The organism is Lysobacter capsici, assembly GCF_014779555.2.
Taxonomy (GTDB): Bacteria; Pseudomonadota; Gammaproteobacteria; order Xanthomonadales; family Xanthomonadaceae; genus Lysobacter; species Lysobacter capsici.
In genome coordinates this window covers 5,465,462-5,484,365 of sequence record NZ_CP094357.1, presented here as the reverse complement: position 1 = coordinate 5,484,365, position 18,904 = coordinate 5,465,462, and the positions used below count along the sequence as shown (strand labels likewise).

The following is an 18,904-nucleotide window of genomic DNA, read 5'->3' as shown; positions in this document are numbered from 1 at the left end:
ACCCTGCCAATGAATACGCCCGTCGCCCAATACACTCCTGGCTCACTCGTTCGAGCCCGCGGCCGCGAGTGGATCGTCGAACCCGGCAGTGTTGCGCCCTTGCTGCGGCTGCGGCCGCTCGCTGGTGGAGAGGATGAAAGCGCGCTCATGCATACCGGCCTGGAGCCGGACATCGGCCCCGCACACTTCCCCGCCCCCGATCCGGCGCAAGAAGGCGGTCAGCACGATGCCCTGTTGTTGGCCGATGCCTTGCGCATGGCACTGCGTCGCGGCGCCGGACCGTTTCGCTGCTTCGGCAATATCTCGGTAGAGCCGCGCACCTACCAACTGGTGCCACTGCTAATGGCGCTGCGCCTGGATCCGGTGCGCCTACTGATCGCCGACGATGTGGGCGTCGGCAAGACCATCGAGGCCGCGCTGATTGCCCGTGAGTTGCTTGACCGCGGCGAAATTCAGCGCATGGCCGTGCTGTGCCCGCCGCATCTCGTCGAGCAGTGGGTACGCGAGCTCAATGAGCGCTTCCATATCCCGGCGATGGCGGTTACCGCCAGCAGCGCCGCCCGCCTTGAGCGTGGGTTGCCGATCGGCGATTCGATCTTCCACGCCCATGCCTTTACCGTGGTCAGCTTGGACTACATCAAGTCCGACCGGCATCGCCACGACTTCATCCGTGCCTGCCCGGAATTTGTCATCGTCGACGAGGCGCACACCTGTGTCAGCACAGGCCAGGCGCGCCAGCAGCGCTTCGAGTTGCTGCGCGAGTTGGCCGCCGATGCCGAGCGCCACCTAGTGCTACTCACGGCGACCCCGCACAGCGGCGACCAGGACGCCTTTTACAGCCTGCTGGCCTTGCTCAAGCCTGTGTTCACCCAGCTCGCCACGGCCAGTGGCGACAATAAGGACAAGTTGCGCGAACAACTCGCCCAGCACTTCGTCCAGCGCCGCCGCCCGGACATCGATGAATGGCGTGACGGCAGCATTTTCCCAAAGCGGGAAATTGGCGAAGCCATCTATCACCTCAGTGGCCAGTGGGACAGCTTTTTCCAGGACGTGCTCGACTACTGCCGTGATGTCACGCAGCGCGTCGGCGATGACGCACGCCGCCAGCGTCTGAGCTTCTGGGGCACGCTGGCGTTGATGCGCTGTGTGGCCTCCAGTCCCGCCGCGGCCGTGCAGGCCCTGCAGACCCGCTTACTTGCCGGACAGGTGGATAACGCACCGCAGGAGGTGCTGGAAACCCTGTTCGACGGCAGCGAGGACGCGCTGGATCAGGACGACGTGGCGCCGGCCGCTGATACGGGCGATCCTGACCTGCATGCATTGTTGGCCCAGGCCCGCAAGCTGGCGGGCGAGGAGGGCGATCCCAAGCTGCGCCTGCTCACCGAGCACCTTAAGCAGCTCATCGCCGACGGCTTCAACCCGGTGGTGTTCTGTCGATACATCGCCACCGCCAACTACCTGCGCGAGCATCTGGACGGCAAGTTCCGTGGCGTTGCTGTGGATGCGGTCACCGGCGAATTCCCGTCCGAGGAGCGCGAGCGCCGCGTCGAAACGCTGGGCGAAGCCGAGCGCCGCCTGCTGATCGCTACCGATTGTCTGTCCGAGGGCGTCAACCTGCAGGAACAGTTCGACGCCGTGGTCCATTACGACCTTTCGTGGAATCCCACTCGCCACGAGCAACGCGAAGGCCGCGTGGACCGCTTTGGTCAACCCAGCCCCAAGGTACGCGCGACCCTGATGTATGGCGCCAACAACCCGGTCGACGGTGCGGTGCTGCAGGTGATCCTGCGCAAGGCGGAGAAGATCCGACAGGAGCTCGGCGTTCCCGTGCCACTGCCCGATGACGACCACACGCTGACTCAGGCGCTGATGAAGGCGGTGATGCTGCGCAGCGAGCGAGCCGGTGGCCCGCAGCAGGCGTTCGACTTCGATCAGTACGAGGAAAGCTGTGCGCTGGACGTGCGCTGGACCGACCTGGCCGAAAAGGCCAAGCGCAATCGCACCGTGTTCGCCCAGCGCCGCCTGCGCCCGGCCGACGTACTGCCCGAATGGGAGCGCATGAAAGCCGTGCTGGGCGCTAGCGATGACGTCAAGCGATTCACCACCCAAGCCATGGCTCGGCTTGGCGCTGGCCTGCAGTTCCGTCCGAAGCGTGGCGCCACCGCACCGATTTCCGCATTGCCGCAAGCTCTACGCGAGCGTCTGGAGGCGGCAAACCTAACCGGCGACATCGGCATCGATTTCACTCAGCCACCTGCGCCGCGCTGCCGCTATGTCAGTCGCAGTCACCCACTGGTAAGTACGCTGGCCGATGAGCTGTTGGAGCGTGCCGTCAGCGGCGAAACCCGCGACAACCGGCAACTCGCCACACTTGGCCGCATCGGCGTTTGGCGCAGTCCAGCGGTGGACACCATCACTATCGTGCTGCTGTTGCGCCTGCGCCACCAGATCACCACTACCCGCTCTGGGCGAAGCAGCGTGCTGCTGGTGGAAGAAGCGCTATCGGTGGCCTGGCAGGGTCGCGCCAATCCTGCCGAGGTGCAGGGCGAGCAGATGCTGGCCTGGCTGCAGGCTCCGGCCACTGGCAACTTGCCCGAGCCAGTGCGCCAGCGCGAAATGCAAAACGTGCTTGCATTGCTGGAAGAGCGACGCGAAGTTCTGGAGCAACTGGCTGACGCGCAAGCCGAGCGCCTGCTGGCCGACCACCGCCGCGTGCGCGAGGCCGCCGATGCACGAGGTCGCTACGAGGTGCGTGCTCTCAAGCCAGTGGATGTCATCGCCGCCTTCGTGCTGATGCCCGGCGGTGTGGCGTGAGTCGTCGTACTGTCGCCTTGGAGTTCGACGCCATCCACATCGAAGGTGGCCTCTTGCCGGCCGAATGGTTGAGCAACATCGCGGCACTGAAGGCCGCCCATCAGTCGCCGGCCGACTATGGCATTCCCAAGGGCCTCAACCTGCGTGACGAGCTGGGCCGCTACTGGCGTATCGCCCAGGCCCACTGGAGCGAGTTCGACACCGCTCGCTCGCGCGCCGACAACCCACACGCCCTGACCGCCCGCTTCGTGCAGGCCCTATTGCGTGAGGTGTTCGGCGCCACCGACCTGCAACCGCAGGCCGCGCCACAGGTCATTTCCGAACGCCAATACCCCGTTGCCGCCATCGCCCGCGAAGGCCGTCTGCCGCTGGTGGTGGCCCCCGTTGGTCAGCGTCTGGACGAGCGCGACCGCCGCTACGGTGACAGCAACCGCCAGCGCAGCGCTTTCGGCCTGCTGCAGGACTGGCTCAATGCCAGCGACGCGGCCCTGTGGGGCATCGCCAGCAACGGCTTGCAACTTCGTCTCGCTCGCGACAACGCCAGCCTCACTCGTCCTGCGTGGATCGAGGCCGATCTGGAGCGGATCTTCAGCGAGGAGCGTTACGCCGATTTCTCCCTGCTGTGGCTGTTGATCCACGCCAGCCGCTTCGGCAACCCAGGCAATCTACCGCAGCAATGTCCGCTGGAAGCTTGGCGCGAGGGCAGTAAGGAGCAGGGTACCCGTGCCCGTGAGCAGCTTCGCCAAGGCGTGGAAGAAGCATTGGTCGCACTGGGCCAAGGTTTCCTGGTGGAGGCCGCCAATCAACCCCTGCGCGACGCGCTGGCCAGTGGCAGGCTCGACCGCAACGTCTATTTCCAGCAACTACTGCGTCTGGTCTACCGGCTGATCTTCTTGCTCACCATCGAAGAGCGTGGCCTGCTGCATCCGGCCGACGCCAACGCCGATGCAGTGAAGCTTTATGCCGATGGCTACAGCCTGCGCCGTCTGCGCGAACGCGCCCGCAAGCGCCGCGCCTTCGACCGACACACCGATCTGTGGGATGGGTTGAAACCTGTTCTCACCGGCTTGGCAAATGGTCAGCCGCTGCTGGCCCTGCCGGCGCTCGGCGGCCTCTTCGCCGAAGACCAGTGTCCGGATCTGGACGCCAGCACCTTGGGCAACTGCGCCCTGTTGGAAGCGGTCGCGAAGCTCGGCTGGATGCGCAGTGACCGCAGTCTCGCCCGCATCAATTGGCGCGACATGGGCCCGGAAGAACTGGGCAGCGTGTACGAAAGCCTGCTGGAGCTGGTGCCCGACATCAGCGCCGACGGCCGCGTGTTCCGCTTCGCCAATGCGGAAAGTTCCAAGGGCAATGCGCGCAAGACCAGCGGCAGCTACTACACGCCGGATTCGCTGGTGCAGGAGTTGCTGGATTCCGCGCTGGAGCCGGTCATCCAGCAGCGCATCAGCGGCGCCACCGATCCCGAGGTCGCGCTACTGTCCATCACTGTCTGCGATCCGGCATGCGGCAGCGGCCACTTCCTGCTCGGAGCCGCGCGTCGACTCGCTACGCGTCTCGCCCAGCTGCGTGCGCAAGGCACGCCCAGCGGCGAGGACTTCCGCCACGCTCTGCGTGATGTCATCACCCACTGCATCTTCGGGGTGGATCGAAATCCCATGGCCATAGAACTGGCGCGCATGTCGCTATGGCTCGAGGCGATGACCCCGGATCGCCCGTTGGGCTTCCTCGATCACCACTTGCAATGTGGTGATGCCTTGCTGGGTCTCACCGACCTGTCCACGCTTGAGCAGGGTGTCCCCAAAGATGCGTTCAAGCCCCTATCCGGCGACGACAAGGGCGTTTGCAAGGAACTGGCGAAACAAAATGCCGCGGAACTGAATGATTTGCAGCGCAAGCGCACGGCACAGTCCTTCGGACAGCGCGATCTGCTCGGCCTGCGGGTGGGCGGACTCGACAAGTTGCAGGCGCTGGAGTCGCTACCCGACTCCACGCTTGCTCAGATCGCCGCCAAGCAGGCGGCATGGCAGGCCATCGCCGATGAGTCCGCCGAAAGCCCATTGCACCATGCGGCGGACATGCTGCTCGCCGCCTTCCTGCTGCCCAAGAGCAAGGCCAACCAGCGTGCTGTACCCACATCGAACAGCGTTGGACAGGAACTGCTGGGCGAGCATGGTGCAGAGCATCATGGGGAAAAGCGCGCAGCCGCGCGCCAAATATGCAGAGAATCCCGCGTGCTGCACTGGCCGCTGGCCTTCCCGCTGGTGCACGCAGCCGGCGGCTTCGCATGCGTGTTGGGAAATCCGCCGTGGGAGGTTTCGCAACTTGGCGAAGAAGAGTTTTTTGCCTCGCGTGACGCGCACATTGCTTCGCTTGCAGGCGCCGCACGCAAGAAGGCTATCGCTGAACTGGAACGCGAGAGTCCGAGACTCTGGCTGGAGTTCCTATCCGAAAGCCATCGGACTGCTGCGTGCAATACGTTCTATCGCGAATCCGGACGCTACCCGTTGACCGCAGTTGGAAAGCTGAATACTTATCCCCTGTTTGCCGAAACAATCAGCCAAGTCACGTCAGAATCAGGGCGTGCGGGCTTCATCGTACCCACCGGAATCGCTACCGACGACAGCACCAAAGCGTTCTTCTCATTCCTAACGCAAAGTGGATCGCTGGCGACGTTGCTTGCCTTCGAGAACGAGGAGTTCATCTTTCCCTCGGTGCATCACGCCTTCCGTTTCTGCTTGCTAACGCTTGGCAAGAACGACGAATCTGAGTTCGTCTTCTTTGCAAGACAGCCGGCTCAGATTCACGATTCGCGCCGTCGGTTCACCCTCACGCCCGATGAGTTCCGGTTGATTAATCCCAACACGCTCACCTGTCCTGTATTTCGCAGCGAACGCGATGCCGAGCTGACCAAGAAGCTCTACCGCGCCGCACCGGTGTTGATTGACGAGAAGCGCGCCCATGGCAATCCGTGGGGTATTCGCTTTTCGCAGGGCTTGTTCAACATGGCCAGCGACAGCCACCTGTTCGCCGACGCACGGGGCGAAGATCTGCTGCCGTTGTACGAGGCCAAGCTAATCCATCAGTTCGACCACCGCTGGGCCACCTACGCCGACGAATGCGACAGCCGCGACGTCACTGCTCCAGAGAAGGCTAATCATGACTTCTCAGTCATCCCGCGTTATTGGGTGGCCCGCCATGAAGTGACCGAGCGATTGGCAAGCAAAACCTGGAAGCGGAATTGGCTGATGGGTTGGCGTGATATTACTGGCGTCGAGAAAATTCGCACAGTGATTGCGAGCGTAATCCCTATGGCGGGTGTAGGACACACCCTTCCACTATTCATGGCTGAGCAGTCGCCACAGCATACGGCAGCATTGCTTGGCAATTTTGATGCGCTCGTCCTGGATTACATCGCGCGGGTTAAGGTCGGTGGAACACATCTGACCTACGGATATCTGAAGCAGCTCCCCGTTCTGCCGCCTGACCGCTACGCCGACGCCGATCTCGCCTTCATCGTCCCACGTGTGCTGGAGTTGACCTACACCGCCCACGACATCCGTCCCTGGGCGCGGGATCTCGGTTTCGATGGGCAGCCGTTTACATTCGACACCGTACGCCGTGCAGTGGTGCGCGCCGAGTTGGACGCTTACTACGCTCGCCTCTACGGTCTGACCCGAGACGAACTGCGCTATATCCTTGATCCTGCCGATGTGATGGGCGAGGACTATCCTAGCGAAACCTTCCGCGTCCTCAAGAACAGTGAATTGCGTGAGTTCGGCGAATACCGCACTCGCAACCTGGTTCTCCGTGAGTTCGACCGCATGGCGCTTGCCGAGGCAAATGGCGAGCCCTATTCAAGCCTCTTGAATCCGCCACCAGGGCAGCATGCAACGTCGACCTATTCACCCCACGGCATCATCCGGGATGAGGTTGATGCGCGACTGGCTGGACTTCTGCTCACCATGATTAGACAGCCCGGGCACCTGCCTCGCCGCCAGTTTGCCGATGCTGTGGCCATTGCAGCGCAACCGAGCACGCTGAGCGGCCTCGCTGGTGCACAGGACGCCGCTTTCGTTGCCGAGTTCCAAAACAACCATCTCGGGATCTTCGACGCCAGCCGGCTGGCAGGCGATCGCATCCAGAACTGGCTTCGCCATTACGAGTCGGCTGGCGTAATACGAACCGACTCAACTCAGCTACTGGTCGTCCAAGGCGCCGTTCTCCCCAGCGAAGTAATAGTTGATGAGGCTGCGACGCGTGTCGCGGACATTCTGACTAGGGCCGCAGCACAAGCTTCTGTACGGACGCTGGCGATTGACGGTGAAGAATCCACCGACACCTCGGCGAAACGAGCCTGAATGATGGAGTAGCGGAATGGAGCAGTTGATCCAGTATCTACCAAAGGACAGGCAAGCCCCGCGCCTGTGGTTCAAGCAGCTCTCCATTTTTTCGGAACCTGATACGGCGAACATTATCAGGACCGTGCCCTTCAGGCGCGGACTCAACGTAGTATGGGCCAAGGAGCCCGCTGCGGGCAGTGCAGTCGGACTCCATGCCGCCGGTCACGGTGTTGGAAAGACATCGCTGTGCCTGTTGCTTCGCTACTGCTTGGGGGACCCATCAAAGGCGGTAACCGAGCTCCGTGACGAGCTTTGTAGCGAGTTCCCAAGGGGTGGCGTGATCGCGGTCATACATGTGGAAGGTCGCCCTTTCACGCTATGCCGCTACTTCAACCCCCACAAGGATGGCTTCGCCATTGATGGTGAAGGTGCAGAGGATGTCTGGGCACAAGAGGCAGATAGTAACGATCGGGATTTCCTGAAGCGCCTGGCTAGCGACATGATGAGTTCCGTGTCACCGGGCAACATCCCGGATACGGGCCAGGCGATTGAATGGAGGCATATCTTGGCCTGGATCAGTCGAGATCAGGGCTCGCGATTCAAATCGTTCTTCGCTTGGCGTGAGGGCGAGGGATCAGGCCTGCAGCGTAGTCGTCAAGACCCGCCCATCGTTATGCGAGCCGTACTCGGACTGATGGATCAATCCGAATCGTTGCTGATGGGCCGTATTGCGGCGCTGGAACATGAGTTGGATCAGGCAAGGCAGAAAAGGGGCGATCTGCAGAGAGAGCCAGCGTTAATCCGGCGTCGCATTGAGTCCAATCTTCGCGCGATGGGGTCGCTTCCCGACGATCTACCAATACGTGCCGCAGGCCTGTTCGATGACTCGGTGGAGAATCGCATCAGGACTGCGAGTGAGAAGGTAACAAGTCGTCTCGCACAGTTGGAGCTTGAGCAGGAACAGGCTGATCAGAATCTGGCTGAACTTCGGGCAGATTTGAAGCTGCGCCGAAGCGAGAGCGAGAGGGCTGTCGCTGAGTACGACCTTGCGGATGCCGGCCGGCGCGGCGATGAGGAGGCATATAAGTCGGTTGGGGCCAAGCTGTTGAAGCTCAGGAACCTTGCCGGGCATTGTGAAGAAGGAAATATCCCATTTTCTCAGTGCCAGCATGTGCAGACAGAGATCAGCCTCCTTTCTTTGAGCAGCTTTCAAGATCAGCGTGACAAGCAGAGCCTCGAAAATGCGATGAACGAATCGTCGAGTAGATCTGTGACAGCCCTGGTGCGCAAGAACGAAATGACATCAAAGCTTCAGGTGCTTGAACGGCAGGAAGAAGCGCTCAAAGCCGCGCTGAACAAGGTTCGAATGTCCAGGAGAACGGCCGAAATCGAAGCCAGCAAGTGGCCGAACTTGCTGGATGAGCTTACCCGCTGGGACGGCTCGGCTGGCTCGGCTTCGGCTCAGGCGGAGGTCGATGCGATGCAAGCCGAGATTCTTAGGATTGAAAGGGAACTCGGAAGTGCACAAATGCAACTGACCTTGCTGCATCAGGACAAGTCAGCCCGAGAGAAAGCATTGGCGTCCATAACCGACGCGTTGACGCAGACCCTATTGCCGGATGGTGCCTTCGGTGCCTTCGACCCGCGCGACGAAGATCGTCCATTTCGCTTATCAATGCGAGGCGGAGAGGCCTATCGAGTTCTAGAAGTATTGCTGGGCGATATCGCTTGCATGCTCGATAGCGCGGGATCTGCAAGCTCTCTTCCTGGCTTCGTGATTCATGACTGTCCTAGAGAAGCGGACATGAGCATAGGCTTGTACGAGAACTACTTTTCTTTAGTGAGCTCACTTGAAAAGGAAGGGTTCGTAGGTGTCGAGCCGCCATTCCAATATATCGTGACGACTACCACCCCTCCCCCGACCGACTTGCGAGAGGGCGTGGTGCGCTTGGAGCTAGATCCAAGTTCGAATGAGAGTCTGCTGTTCGGTCGCCGTTTCGGTGTCGAGCAGCACTCGCTTCCTGAGCACGGGAAGGGGCGGCGATGAAGGTGATGCCTGCGCTTGTTGCAAAGGCGCTCACTGACAGCGGCTATGATCTGATTTCAGCGCAGGATGGCGACTGGTTCGTTGCTGGGATCAGTGGATCTCCGGCAAGAGTGCTCATACAAATCAACGAAGAAGGCGTCTTCCTGGCCGTGCCAGAAGCGGGCGCCGCGGCGCGGATCGGTCTAGAGACTTCAGATCAGGTGCCGCCCGCGGGAATGACCAGTGTCGGACTGGCAAGAGGCGCCTTCCATATTTATGAAGCCTTGCGGATGCTTCACTCCTTGCTGGTCCATCCGGTTGCCGTGCTGGATGCCAAGGTCGAGGCGCGCTTGGCGGCAATTCCTGAAACGGAACGAACGAGGGAAGTGCGTCAACGGATAGGTCAAGATGTGTTCCGCGAGGCGTTGATGGACCTATGGCAAGGGCGCTGTGCGGTAACTGGTCTAGCGCTCCCGTCACAATTGTTGCGAGCCAGCCATGCAAAACCGTGGGCCAAAGCCACCCACTCCGAGCGCCTTGACCCGTTTAATGGTCTGCTCCTGTCTATTCACTTGGACGTGATGTTTGATACGGGCCTGATCGCCTTCAGCGACGATGGCCTGCTGTTGTGCTCACGACGTCTGGATGCGTCGGTACGAGGGCATTTTTCAATTACGGATGGACTGCGCCTGCGAACCCTTAGTCCGGGCCATATTCCATATCTTTCTTGGCATCGAAAACACCTGTTCGAAGGGACGTGAAAAATCCAGCGAGAGAGACTGACAGTCCGCCTATTGGCTAAGGGCGGATGACGAAAAGAGGCGACCATAGCAAGTGCCAGGGGGGAACTGTGGTTCACGTAGAAGGCAGGACGAGCGGGCAATACACGGCAAACCTCCTCGGTAACATCCGGAGCCACCTGGCTGGGCTACAGGGCTATGACGTGATGGCGCTGGAGCTCATCCAGAATGCGGATGACGCGAAAGCCGTGGAGATCGTATTCGACATCACGGACACCGGCTTGCTGGTGCGCAACAGCGGCGAGTTCACGTACTGCGGCGATCTGGATAAGCCTTGCGCGTCTGTTGCTGAGGGGAGCTACAAATGTGATTACCACCGCATAACCGATGTTGGCAGCGGCGGGAAACTCTCACGTGGCGAAAATATTGGTCGCTTTGGCATAGGCTTTGTCTCTACCTACCAGGTTACGGACCACCCCGAGATCCGCTCGTCAGGTATCAAGCTGGCGCTCTACCCCGAGCGAGGGCAATGGTTTATCGAGGCCTTCGAAGAACCAAACGGCACGTCCTTCTTTTTGCCTTGGGCGACTGATCCCAATACTGAGGCGCGGCTGGCGCTTGGGGTCTCGCACGTCAGCCCCGCCCACATCGATCAGCTCGCAGACGATTTCCAGACCGTTCTACGCAAGAGCCTGCTGTTTCTTCGCCACGTCCGAAAGGCTGAGGTGCGACGAAATGGACAACTACTGCTGGCCTGCGACCTCGATAGATGCGAAGACTCTGACCTCATCGTCAGCTTCAGGCCAAGCGGCGAAATTGAGCACTGGCACATCCTTCGCGCTGACGCAGCAGATGCCGCTCAGCGTCTTTACGCGACGCACCCAAGACTGGAAACACTTCATCGAAGCACCAAGATAAGCATAGGGCTGCGAATTGATCCAGAGCCGCTGTCTGAGGGCTTGCTCTACGCATTCTTGCCCACCGAGCAGTTGACTGGGCTACCCCTGCATATCAACGCAGACTTCTTCCCGGAGTCTGATCGTAAAGCGGTGATATTTGCTGGGCACCAGCACGAGCAGGCCTGGAACGAAATGCTCATTGACACCGCAGCGGCTGAACTGGCTCGGGATCCAGAAGGCTTGCTGAAAATGGTCGGCTCCAATCAGCTATGGCCAATCCTTGGCCGGGCATACGACCTCTCTTTCAGGCCGTCGGGACATCCGTTGTGCTTCAAGCGATTTTGGGAACACCTGAAGGCGACTGCGCCACAAGCGCATATTGCTCTAGCACAGGACGGCAGCCTTCAGTGTCCCAATGGCGTATTCCTGCCTCGCAGCCCCCTGAACGAACACCAGGCAAAAGCATTGCTAGAGGTAGGGGGCAGGCTCGTTGCGGAAGACCTGCGACCGTTCCAAACAGCGATGAACCAATTGGGTGCCCCGATCCTGACCCTCGAACGGCTAGTCGCGCTGTTGGCATCAGCGATGGTTCAACAGGCGGCGGGGGCTACGGCGGTCGACAAACAGAAGCTGGAGCATTTCTATCGACCTCTGTGGAGCATCATCAACGATCTACTGCCAGAGGTGGGAGCTGCGAATCCAAGCGCAAACCCAGCAGTGCAACGCTTGTTGGGTTTGCCGTTTGTCGTCACCGAGGATCTGTTCGCGGTAACCATAAATCAGTCTTATGCCGCGCCGGGCGCGCTGGAAGCTGATCGCATTGCAGCCCTGTTGCCCAGACTCGCCATCACCTCTCGTCTTCTTTCAGGGTTCCCAAAGATAACCCGGCTGATAAAATTGCTCGATCTTAGCGTAGTGGTATCGCACATCAGTTCGATGTGCGACAAGGAGCCAGTTGAATACGTCATTGGCGTCGAGCAGAAGGACCTGCGCGACCTGTACTCGTTGTTCGCGGACCTCGACCACCAGGGTGCCGGTGAAAAGACGATTTATCAGCAGCTACGCGGCCTGCCCATCTGGAAGTCAAGCCTTGGGCTGGTCAAGGCAACGCAAGCACTTTTGCCGGGAGACTTCACTGACCCGACCGGTCAGGCGGATTTGCTGGACACATCCGTTCTAACCGAATCAGCCCGGGAATTCCTATCGACAAGGCTGGCGGTACAGACGCAGACGATCGAGGCGTTCGTGCAGGCCGTGTTGCCGACGTTTTTCGACGACGACGGCCCGCTGGATGCAACCAAGTACACACGGATCATCAACGAGCTCGCCAATCACCCAGCGCTTGTAAACGACGATGCCATCCGGCGGTTGCTTGGGTCGCTTCCGATCGTGCCTACGCAAAATGGCGGTTGGTCGCGCCCCGTCAACACTTACCATCGTACTGAAGACCTTGTGAAGGTTCTCGGAGACGCACACCACCTCTGGCTGGACTCCAGCCGCGTTCCAAATACGCGATCAGTGCTCACATTCATCGACAGCCTGGGAATCCGAAGATCGCCGATCGCCAGGCACCTAGTCGATCGCATGCTATCCATTGCCGAGAAGTACCTGCCGACCGAGGATGCAAAACGTGCGAGCAGCGAGGCGTTCTACGTACTGTGCGACAACTACGACGAATGGAAAGAAAAGAAGGTCGTTCAGGATGCCATCGCGGATCTTCAACGGGCTGCCTGTTTTCCCGCAGATGGGGATTCCGAAGAATGGCACACAGCAGACTCTCTCTATGCACCTTACCGTGCCGACGCTTTCCGCTCCCAAGCCAAGATCCTTGACTTCCGGAGCACGGCACGACTGAAAACCGAGTTGTTGGAGGAGCTTGATGTTTCCATCAATCCGGAGCCCCGGCTCGTCATCGAGCATCTGCAGCATTGCGTCAGCGCGGGCGTGCAGCCGCATGTCTCGACGTATCAGGTGTTGAACGAGCGAGCTCAACGATCCGACCCGCTCATCGCGACACTCGCTGGCTCACGGTGCATTTACGTCGAGAGCCAAAAGACGTTCGTTCGTCCCAACCAGGTGTACTGGGTGCCGCAGCAACTCGGCCGCTATGCATACACGCTTCCTGGAAACTACGAGTCCTTCAAGCCGCTCTTCGACGTAATCGGAGTTAAGAATGCACCGGATGGTCGCGACTTCGTTGACATACTTTTGGACATCGTCGGCGAGTACTTCGAACAGTCCAAGCCGCTGACAGGTCCAGACCGCGCGGTCTATGACATCTGCCTGGCCAGCGTTGCTACCGCACATGAACATGAAGAGCTAACCCCGTCTGACCTGCAACGTCTGCAAGAGGCGCCAACCGTCTTGAACTTGCGGGGTCAGCTCACTCATCCGGACGAGATCTTGCTCCAAGATAGCGAGTGGCATGCTGGATTCTTTGGCGGGGAACTCGACCAAGCCTTGTGCAAACCTGTCCCTGAGCTTTGGTCATTCGTGGAAGAGATCGGTGTCAGCCGGCTAAGTGAGCGCGCGAAGGTTGCCCTCGAATTCGCCGATGGTCCGCAAGTCGACGAAACACAGTTCGCCGAGAAGCTGATGGATAGGATGGACATCCTCGCCCGTTTGCTCCATGACAAACCAACAACGGTAAGAGCGAAGATTCGGAGCGCTCTTTCGAAGATGAAGGCTCTCAGCTACGACGTTGTCCGCATTAGGGCATCTGTGCATGTTGGAGGAGATCAGGCATCCGCGCCTCCCACTTCGGCGCAGGCGTTCTACGATATCGGAGATGGGTACTTGATCCTCGCCCGCCCGGTGGGAGATCGGAGTTGGGCGCACGTGCTCAATGCGTTGTTCCACCAACTGATGCCCGAGGAGTCAGGCAGCGAAATCTCGAAGCTGACCCTAAGTGTGCGTCCTCTCATTGGGATGGCGGTTGAAGAAGCACATCGCGAATTGAGTGATGCCGGCATTCCCTATCTAGATGCAGAGCCTGGGAGTGGAGAAATGGAAGACCTGACGTCGCCAGACCTCGATGAGATGGACGGCATAACGGGATCAGACAGCCAGGGGGAAACCGAGGCAGAACCTACATCAGATTGCGATTCTGGCGAACAGATCGGTGCTCCTGGAAGTAAACACGGAAATCGGCAGCCCGATACGTCAGAGCGCCCGCCGGGAGGAGAGTCAGCAGAGCGACCTGGGCGTGGATCGGAATCCGGCGGCTCACGCCGAGACGACACCGAACAGAATGGCTCCGCAAGTGGCGTCGGTAGCAACAGAGGCCCCGGTGAAGGCGAGCGGCGCGCGAAGAAATCCCGTCCCAAGCACAAAGAACAATGGGACCGACGCCTGCTTTCCTATGTTCGGCAGAGGCAGGAGGGAAAATCGGAAGAGGACGATCAGAACAATCCATTGAAGCACAACCTCGCCGTTGAAGTGATGGCCCGCAGCGCCGTGTGCGCCTACGAAAAGGAACGGGGTCGTGTTGCCGAGCAGATGGCACAAACGCATCCTGGGTACGACATCATCAGTCGCAATCCGCTTACCGACGAGGATCGGTTTATTGAGGTAAAAGGCGTCAACGGTGAGTGGAACCACACCGGCGTCGGTCTTTCGCGACTCCAATTCAGCAATGCCCAGGACTACGGCGACCGCTACTGGCTGTACGTAGTTGAGTTTGTTTCCGATCCAGAACACATTTGCGTTCACCCCATCCGCAGTCCGGCCACTCAAGTCACGTCATTCATGTTCGACGGAAACTGGCGGGACGCAGTGACGGATGAGCGAGCCGACCCGTCGGCGCTATTTGCGTCTGGTGTGCGGATTCATCATCAAGACATGGGGGCGGGGACCATTTGCGATGTCATTTATCGTGGAAGCACGAAGCTGCTGACGATCTTATTTGATGGGAAGGCTCAAGCGACGCCCAACGTGACCCTGAACTTGCTTCGCATGCGCATTGTGGAAGACGCCGATGACAACAATGATTCCTGATCTCTCTGAGGCGCAACTTAATGACTTGCCATCTCAAGCAGAGGCGAAAGTCTACCGAGCACTGAGGGACAAGCTTCCGCAGGAGTACGTCGTCTTTTTTCAAGTTGGTTGGATACTGCGACGAGAAGAGGAGCAAGCGAAGGATGGGGAAGCCGACTTCCTTGTTTGCCATCCCGACCACGGCTATCTGTGTATCGAGGTGAAAGGCGGTGGTGTGGGGTTTGACGCGGGCAACGGCGAATGGTTCTCAGTGGACCGTCACCGGCAGAAGCACTCCATCAACAATCCGATCGGTCAGGCACTTAGGGCCAAGTACTCGATTCGATCGAAACTGAATGAGCATCCACGATGGCGCGATCTCTCCCTTGGGAATGTGCTTCGCGGCCACGCGGTGTTCTTTCCTGACGTCGGTGACGCGAACGTACTTAGTCGCCCGGATATGCCCGCCGTACTGATCGGCTCGGCGAAGACTCTTCAGGAGCCCAAGGCGTGGATCGACAGCGCGTTCGCTTACTGGGGAAACGACGCGGGCAGCTTCACCCCCATCGGCCGTCGCGGCATTGATGTGGTTCGTGAGGTATTTGCGAGGTCGTTCGTAGTGGTGCCACTTGTGGCATCTCGCCTTGCAGAGCAGGAGGCTCGCAGACTGGTTCTCACTAAGGACCAGATGCGAGTTCTTGATTTCCTACGTTGTCACCGAAGGGCCGCAGTCAGCGGCGGTGCCGGCACGGGCAAGACCGTTCTGGCGCTCGAAAAAGCCCGCCGCCTCGCCTCGGAGGGCTTCAAGACTCTACTCACTTGCTACAACAGGCAACTGGCCGATCACTTGTCGAGCATGTGTTCCGGCACAAGCAACCTGGAGGTAATGAGCTTCCATCAGCTTTGCTATCGACAGGTCGAAGGAGCAAATCAGGCGTCGGGTCGGGATCTCGTTACGGAAGCGAAAGTGACATACCCGGGCAAGGATCTCTACGACGTACAACTGCCCAATGCGTTTGCATATTCGCTTGAGGTCCTACCGGACCGCTACGACGCAATCGTGTGTGATGAAGGACAAGATTTCCGCGAGGAGTTTTGGGTCCCACTGGAGCTTTTACTTTCCGACTACGAGCGAAGCCCGCTGTACATCTTCTATGATGACAACCAGAATATCTATGCGCGGGTGGGCACATTCCCGATACGGGGTGAACCTTTCACGCTGACGACGAACTGCCGGAACACCGCGCCGATCCATATGGCTGCGTACAAACATTACAAAGGGGTGCCGGTCAGCCCTCCTGATATTGAAGGTGATGAACTCCACTTCGACGCGTCGCCTGGTCGAGATGCTCAGGCCGCGAAGATCAATGCACGAATTGTTGATTTTGTTGCTCGTCAGGGAGTTGCCGCTGGTGACATCACCGTCCTGATTGCGGATGCATTGCGCAAGGACGACTACTACGCGACCTTGCGGCGACTCCCATTGCCAAAACCGGCAGCTTGGCTCGAAGAAGGTGTTCGAGATGCTAACACCGTCCTTATCGACACGATTCCGCGCTTCAAGGGACTGGAGTCTCCAGTGGTCATCCTATGGGGGCTGGATACGATCGATTTGGCTCGCTGTGAGGAGTTACTCTATGTCGGGATAAGCAGAGCGAAGTCTCTATTGATCGTGTCTGGAACAGCGGCAACGTGCGGATGGCTTGGCCAAAGTTTGCAAGAGAACAAGACGGTAGCTACATCTAAGCTTTCGTTTCACAGATCCAGTGGTTGATGGCGAGGTGAATCTAGATCCGAGCCAACGTTACAACACGCGTGGCGAGAAACCTCAGTTCTTTGCCCTCTTCCTCGACAACGGAAACGTAGTTGCCGTCGCTATCAACAGCGATTGTTGGAAAGCTAACTCGCGGCGGAGCGTGCACGATATCGCCAAGGAATATCGGTCCAGAGACGGACGACAAATGATCATCCGCCATGCCCGACAATCGATGTGCGATTGCCCTATGCTTATCGAACCAACGTTCCGCCTCAATGACCTGTGATGGCTGCGCCGGAAGGGTCTGGCCGGAGGGGATATGCGAGAGCCAGACCGTATCTGGGTGGATACCCACGATGGCTTCGCTCTTCGGCCATCGCTTCAGCAGCTCGAGTAGAAATTCGGCGCGGGTATCGAAAAATACTCCCAGGAGCGTGATCTGCCTGACTTCTTCATCGAAGCCGTGCGCGAGCTGGTCCAGCAATGACTCTCCGCCGGGAAACTGCGTCAGGAATCCAGCGCCTCCCTTCGGCGCCGCTTTCCCGGGCGCGCCACCGAATGCGTTATCCAGTGTATAGGCGGATTCAAGCAAGGCCGACGGCAACCGATCCGACATCGACATGATCCAGTCCCTTGCACTCGCCCATGCCTGTGAAAACAGGTTGGGCTCCGACTTCCAGTTTGCGCCCGGAATCTCCAGATGGTTCGTAACTTCCCGGTTATACCCGAAGCCGGAAACGGTCAGGTTGTGGCTGCCCACGAACAGGCTTGCTCTCTTCTTGCCAGCGAGTAGGCAGATCTTTGGATGAAAGGCGCCCTGCACGTCGATTGGCACCATGGTGTAGTCGATTCCTGCGCGGCGAGGACGGGTGGCTTCGCTCAAATAGGCTGATGAGAGCTGCTTCTGGTCAACCAGCAGAACGTTGTTCCGGCATCCCACCGAGGCAAGGCGCCGAAGGATGAAATCCTCGTAGTAGGGCAGGTTCGCATTTAAGGTTGTGATCAATGACGCATCGATATCGTCCTTGCGAATTGCGTTAACCAGGGAAAGTGGCTCAGCCAAGGTGACGCTCCAGCCAGGAGTGCCCAAGCGAGGTCACTTCCATTGCTCCGCGGCGATCGTTCGTAAGCGGGCGCAGCGCCCCTAGGGAACCTCTGAACAGCTCTCACCTCGTCATCCCGGCGAAAGCCGGGATCCAGCTTTTCCGTGACTTGCCGAAGAGCTGGATTCCAGATTTCGCCGGAATGACGAGTTATTCAGAGGTTCCCTAGAGGGCCGCAGACCACACTTGAACGGCTGCATGCCACCAGCCAGAATTGTGCAGCAGGTTGCTTCACAATTCCGGGCGCGGGCGGATGGTCCAATCGGGCAGCCGAGTTTTCGACTCCCACCCCGCGTTCATTTCAGCGCGATATGGGCGAATTGCTTTGGCTCCTTCTGGGGCCCATTGGCCTGGCTGCCGCTGGCGACTCTGCAACGGCTACATGACTCCCGGCCTTAATTTATGCAAGCGACACTTGCACAATTGCAGCCGCGGGCAAATGGGGCCAGCAAACGGGTTGCCGATTTTTCGGTAGACCGCCCCTCCTTGCGCCTGGACTCACAAATGACGTTGCCCACCGCACCGTGCGACCTCATTGCCATCAGGCCGGGCAGGGGAGATTTTTTGACGCGCGCTCTGCTGTGTGCGAGGGTCATCTGGATACAGGCGCATCGTATTTCGGTGTACACCCGATGCATTAGCCAGGACAGATAGATCCATCTCGAGGGCCTGTGCGAACTTGGTAGGGGAAGGTAGGTCTGCCCCGGTTCGCGGAACCATTCAATGGTTTTATGAGCAGTGTTCGAGATCGTCGCTCAACATGGATGCGTTAAGTGGGTATGTCTCATGCGGAGCATGTCAGCTTTGAAATCGTCCTGCTCGCAGGGATCGCGCCACTGTCCGCGAAATGAGCGCACAACTAGTAGAAATCTGCCCTCGATAGTCGATAGCGCTCATACGCCGCTGCGCAGGCACTCTCCGTCAATCCGAGGCCCGAATAGTCCCGGGGATAAGTGATTTGGTATGCGATGCGGTACCACGGATCAAACGCCTCGCGGTCAATGTTTAGTCCTAGCTTGGCCAGATCGTACTCCGGTGCGCGAGCTTCACCATCGATCGCCAACGCTCGCAATGACAAGACTGTTTCGTCGGCGGCATGGGCCGCGGAGACTGGCTCTTCATCGGCCTGCGCAAATACAGCTGCCCAAACCATCTGTTCCCGTGGCCCCAATTCGTGCCAGCGCAAAAGCATTTTCGTGTTCAGTTCAGGCATGTGCGCCTCCCGAATGAGTGTTGCTCGGAAGATCG

General features: G+C 59.2%; 8 protein-coding genes. 6 read left to right on the top strand and 2 right to left on the bottom strand.

The window, feature by feature from the left end; all coding sequences use genetic code 11:
- The first annotated feature begins 9 nt into the window (after positions 1–9).
- The 6 genes from IEQ11_RS22640 to IEQ11_RS22615 are packed head-to-tail and all read left to right on the top strand — an operon-like array spanning position 10 to position 16,571.
- Positions 10–2,814 (top strand): helicase-related protein, encoded by a 2,805-nt coding sequence (locus IEQ11_RS22640; protein ID WP_191821136.1) that lies wholly within the window; start codon positions 10–12, stop codon positions 2,812–2,814.
- Complete coding sequence (locus IEQ11_RS22635; protein WP_191821137.1) at positions 2,811–7,175, top strand: Eco57I restriction-modification methylase domain-containing protein; 4,365 nt, start codon at positions 2,811–2,813, stop codon at positions 7,173–7,175. The genes IEQ11_RS22640 and IEQ11_RS22635 overlap by 4 nt, the downstream gene beginning before the upstream one ends.
- 16 nt (positions 7,176–7,191) lie before the next feature.
- Entirely contained in the window at positions 7,192–9,204 is a 2,013-nt protein-coding gene (locus IEQ11_RS22630) for a hypothetical protein (RefSeq protein ID WP_191821138.1), read from the top strand.
- A complete protein-coding gene (locus IEQ11_RS22625; RefSeq protein WP_191821139.1) occupies positions 9,201–9,944 on the top strand; it encodes an HNH endonuclease in 744 nt (247 codons plus the stop codon). The genes IEQ11_RS22630 and IEQ11_RS22625 overlap by 4 nt, the downstream gene beginning before the upstream one ends.
- 47 nt (positions 9,945–9,991) lie before the next feature.
- Positions 9,992–14,818: a protein NO VEIN domain-containing protein gene (locus tag IEQ11_RS22620; protein ID WP_191821140.1), complete on the top strand. Its 4,827-nt coding sequence runs from the start codon at positions 9,992–9,994 to the stop codon at positions 14,816–14,818.
- On the top strand, positions 14,799–16,571 hold the full coding sequence (locus IEQ11_RS22615; protein WP_191821141.1) for a DEAD/DEAH box helicase: 1,773 nt from the start codon (positions 14,799–14,801) through the stop codon (positions 16,569–16,571). The genes IEQ11_RS22620 and IEQ11_RS22615 overlap by 20 nt, the downstream gene beginning before the upstream one ends.
- A 13-nt stretch (positions 16,572–16,584) precedes the next feature.
- On the opposite strand, the gene IEQ11_RS22610 is transcribed toward IEQ11_RS22615, so the two are convergent.
- Entirely contained in the window at positions 16,585–17,616 is a 1,032-nt protein-coding gene (locus IEQ11_RS22610; protein ID WP_191821142.1) for a phospholipase D-like domain-containing protein, read from the bottom strand.
- A gap of 899 nt (positions 17,617–18,515) precedes the next feature.
- Positions 18,516–18,869 (bottom strand): hypothetical protein, encoded by a 354-nt coding sequence (locus tag IEQ11_RS22605; RefSeq protein WP_191821143.1) that lies wholly within the window; start codon positions 18,867–18,869, stop codon positions 18,516–18,518.
- Positions 18,870–18,904: the final 35 nt, after the last annotated feature.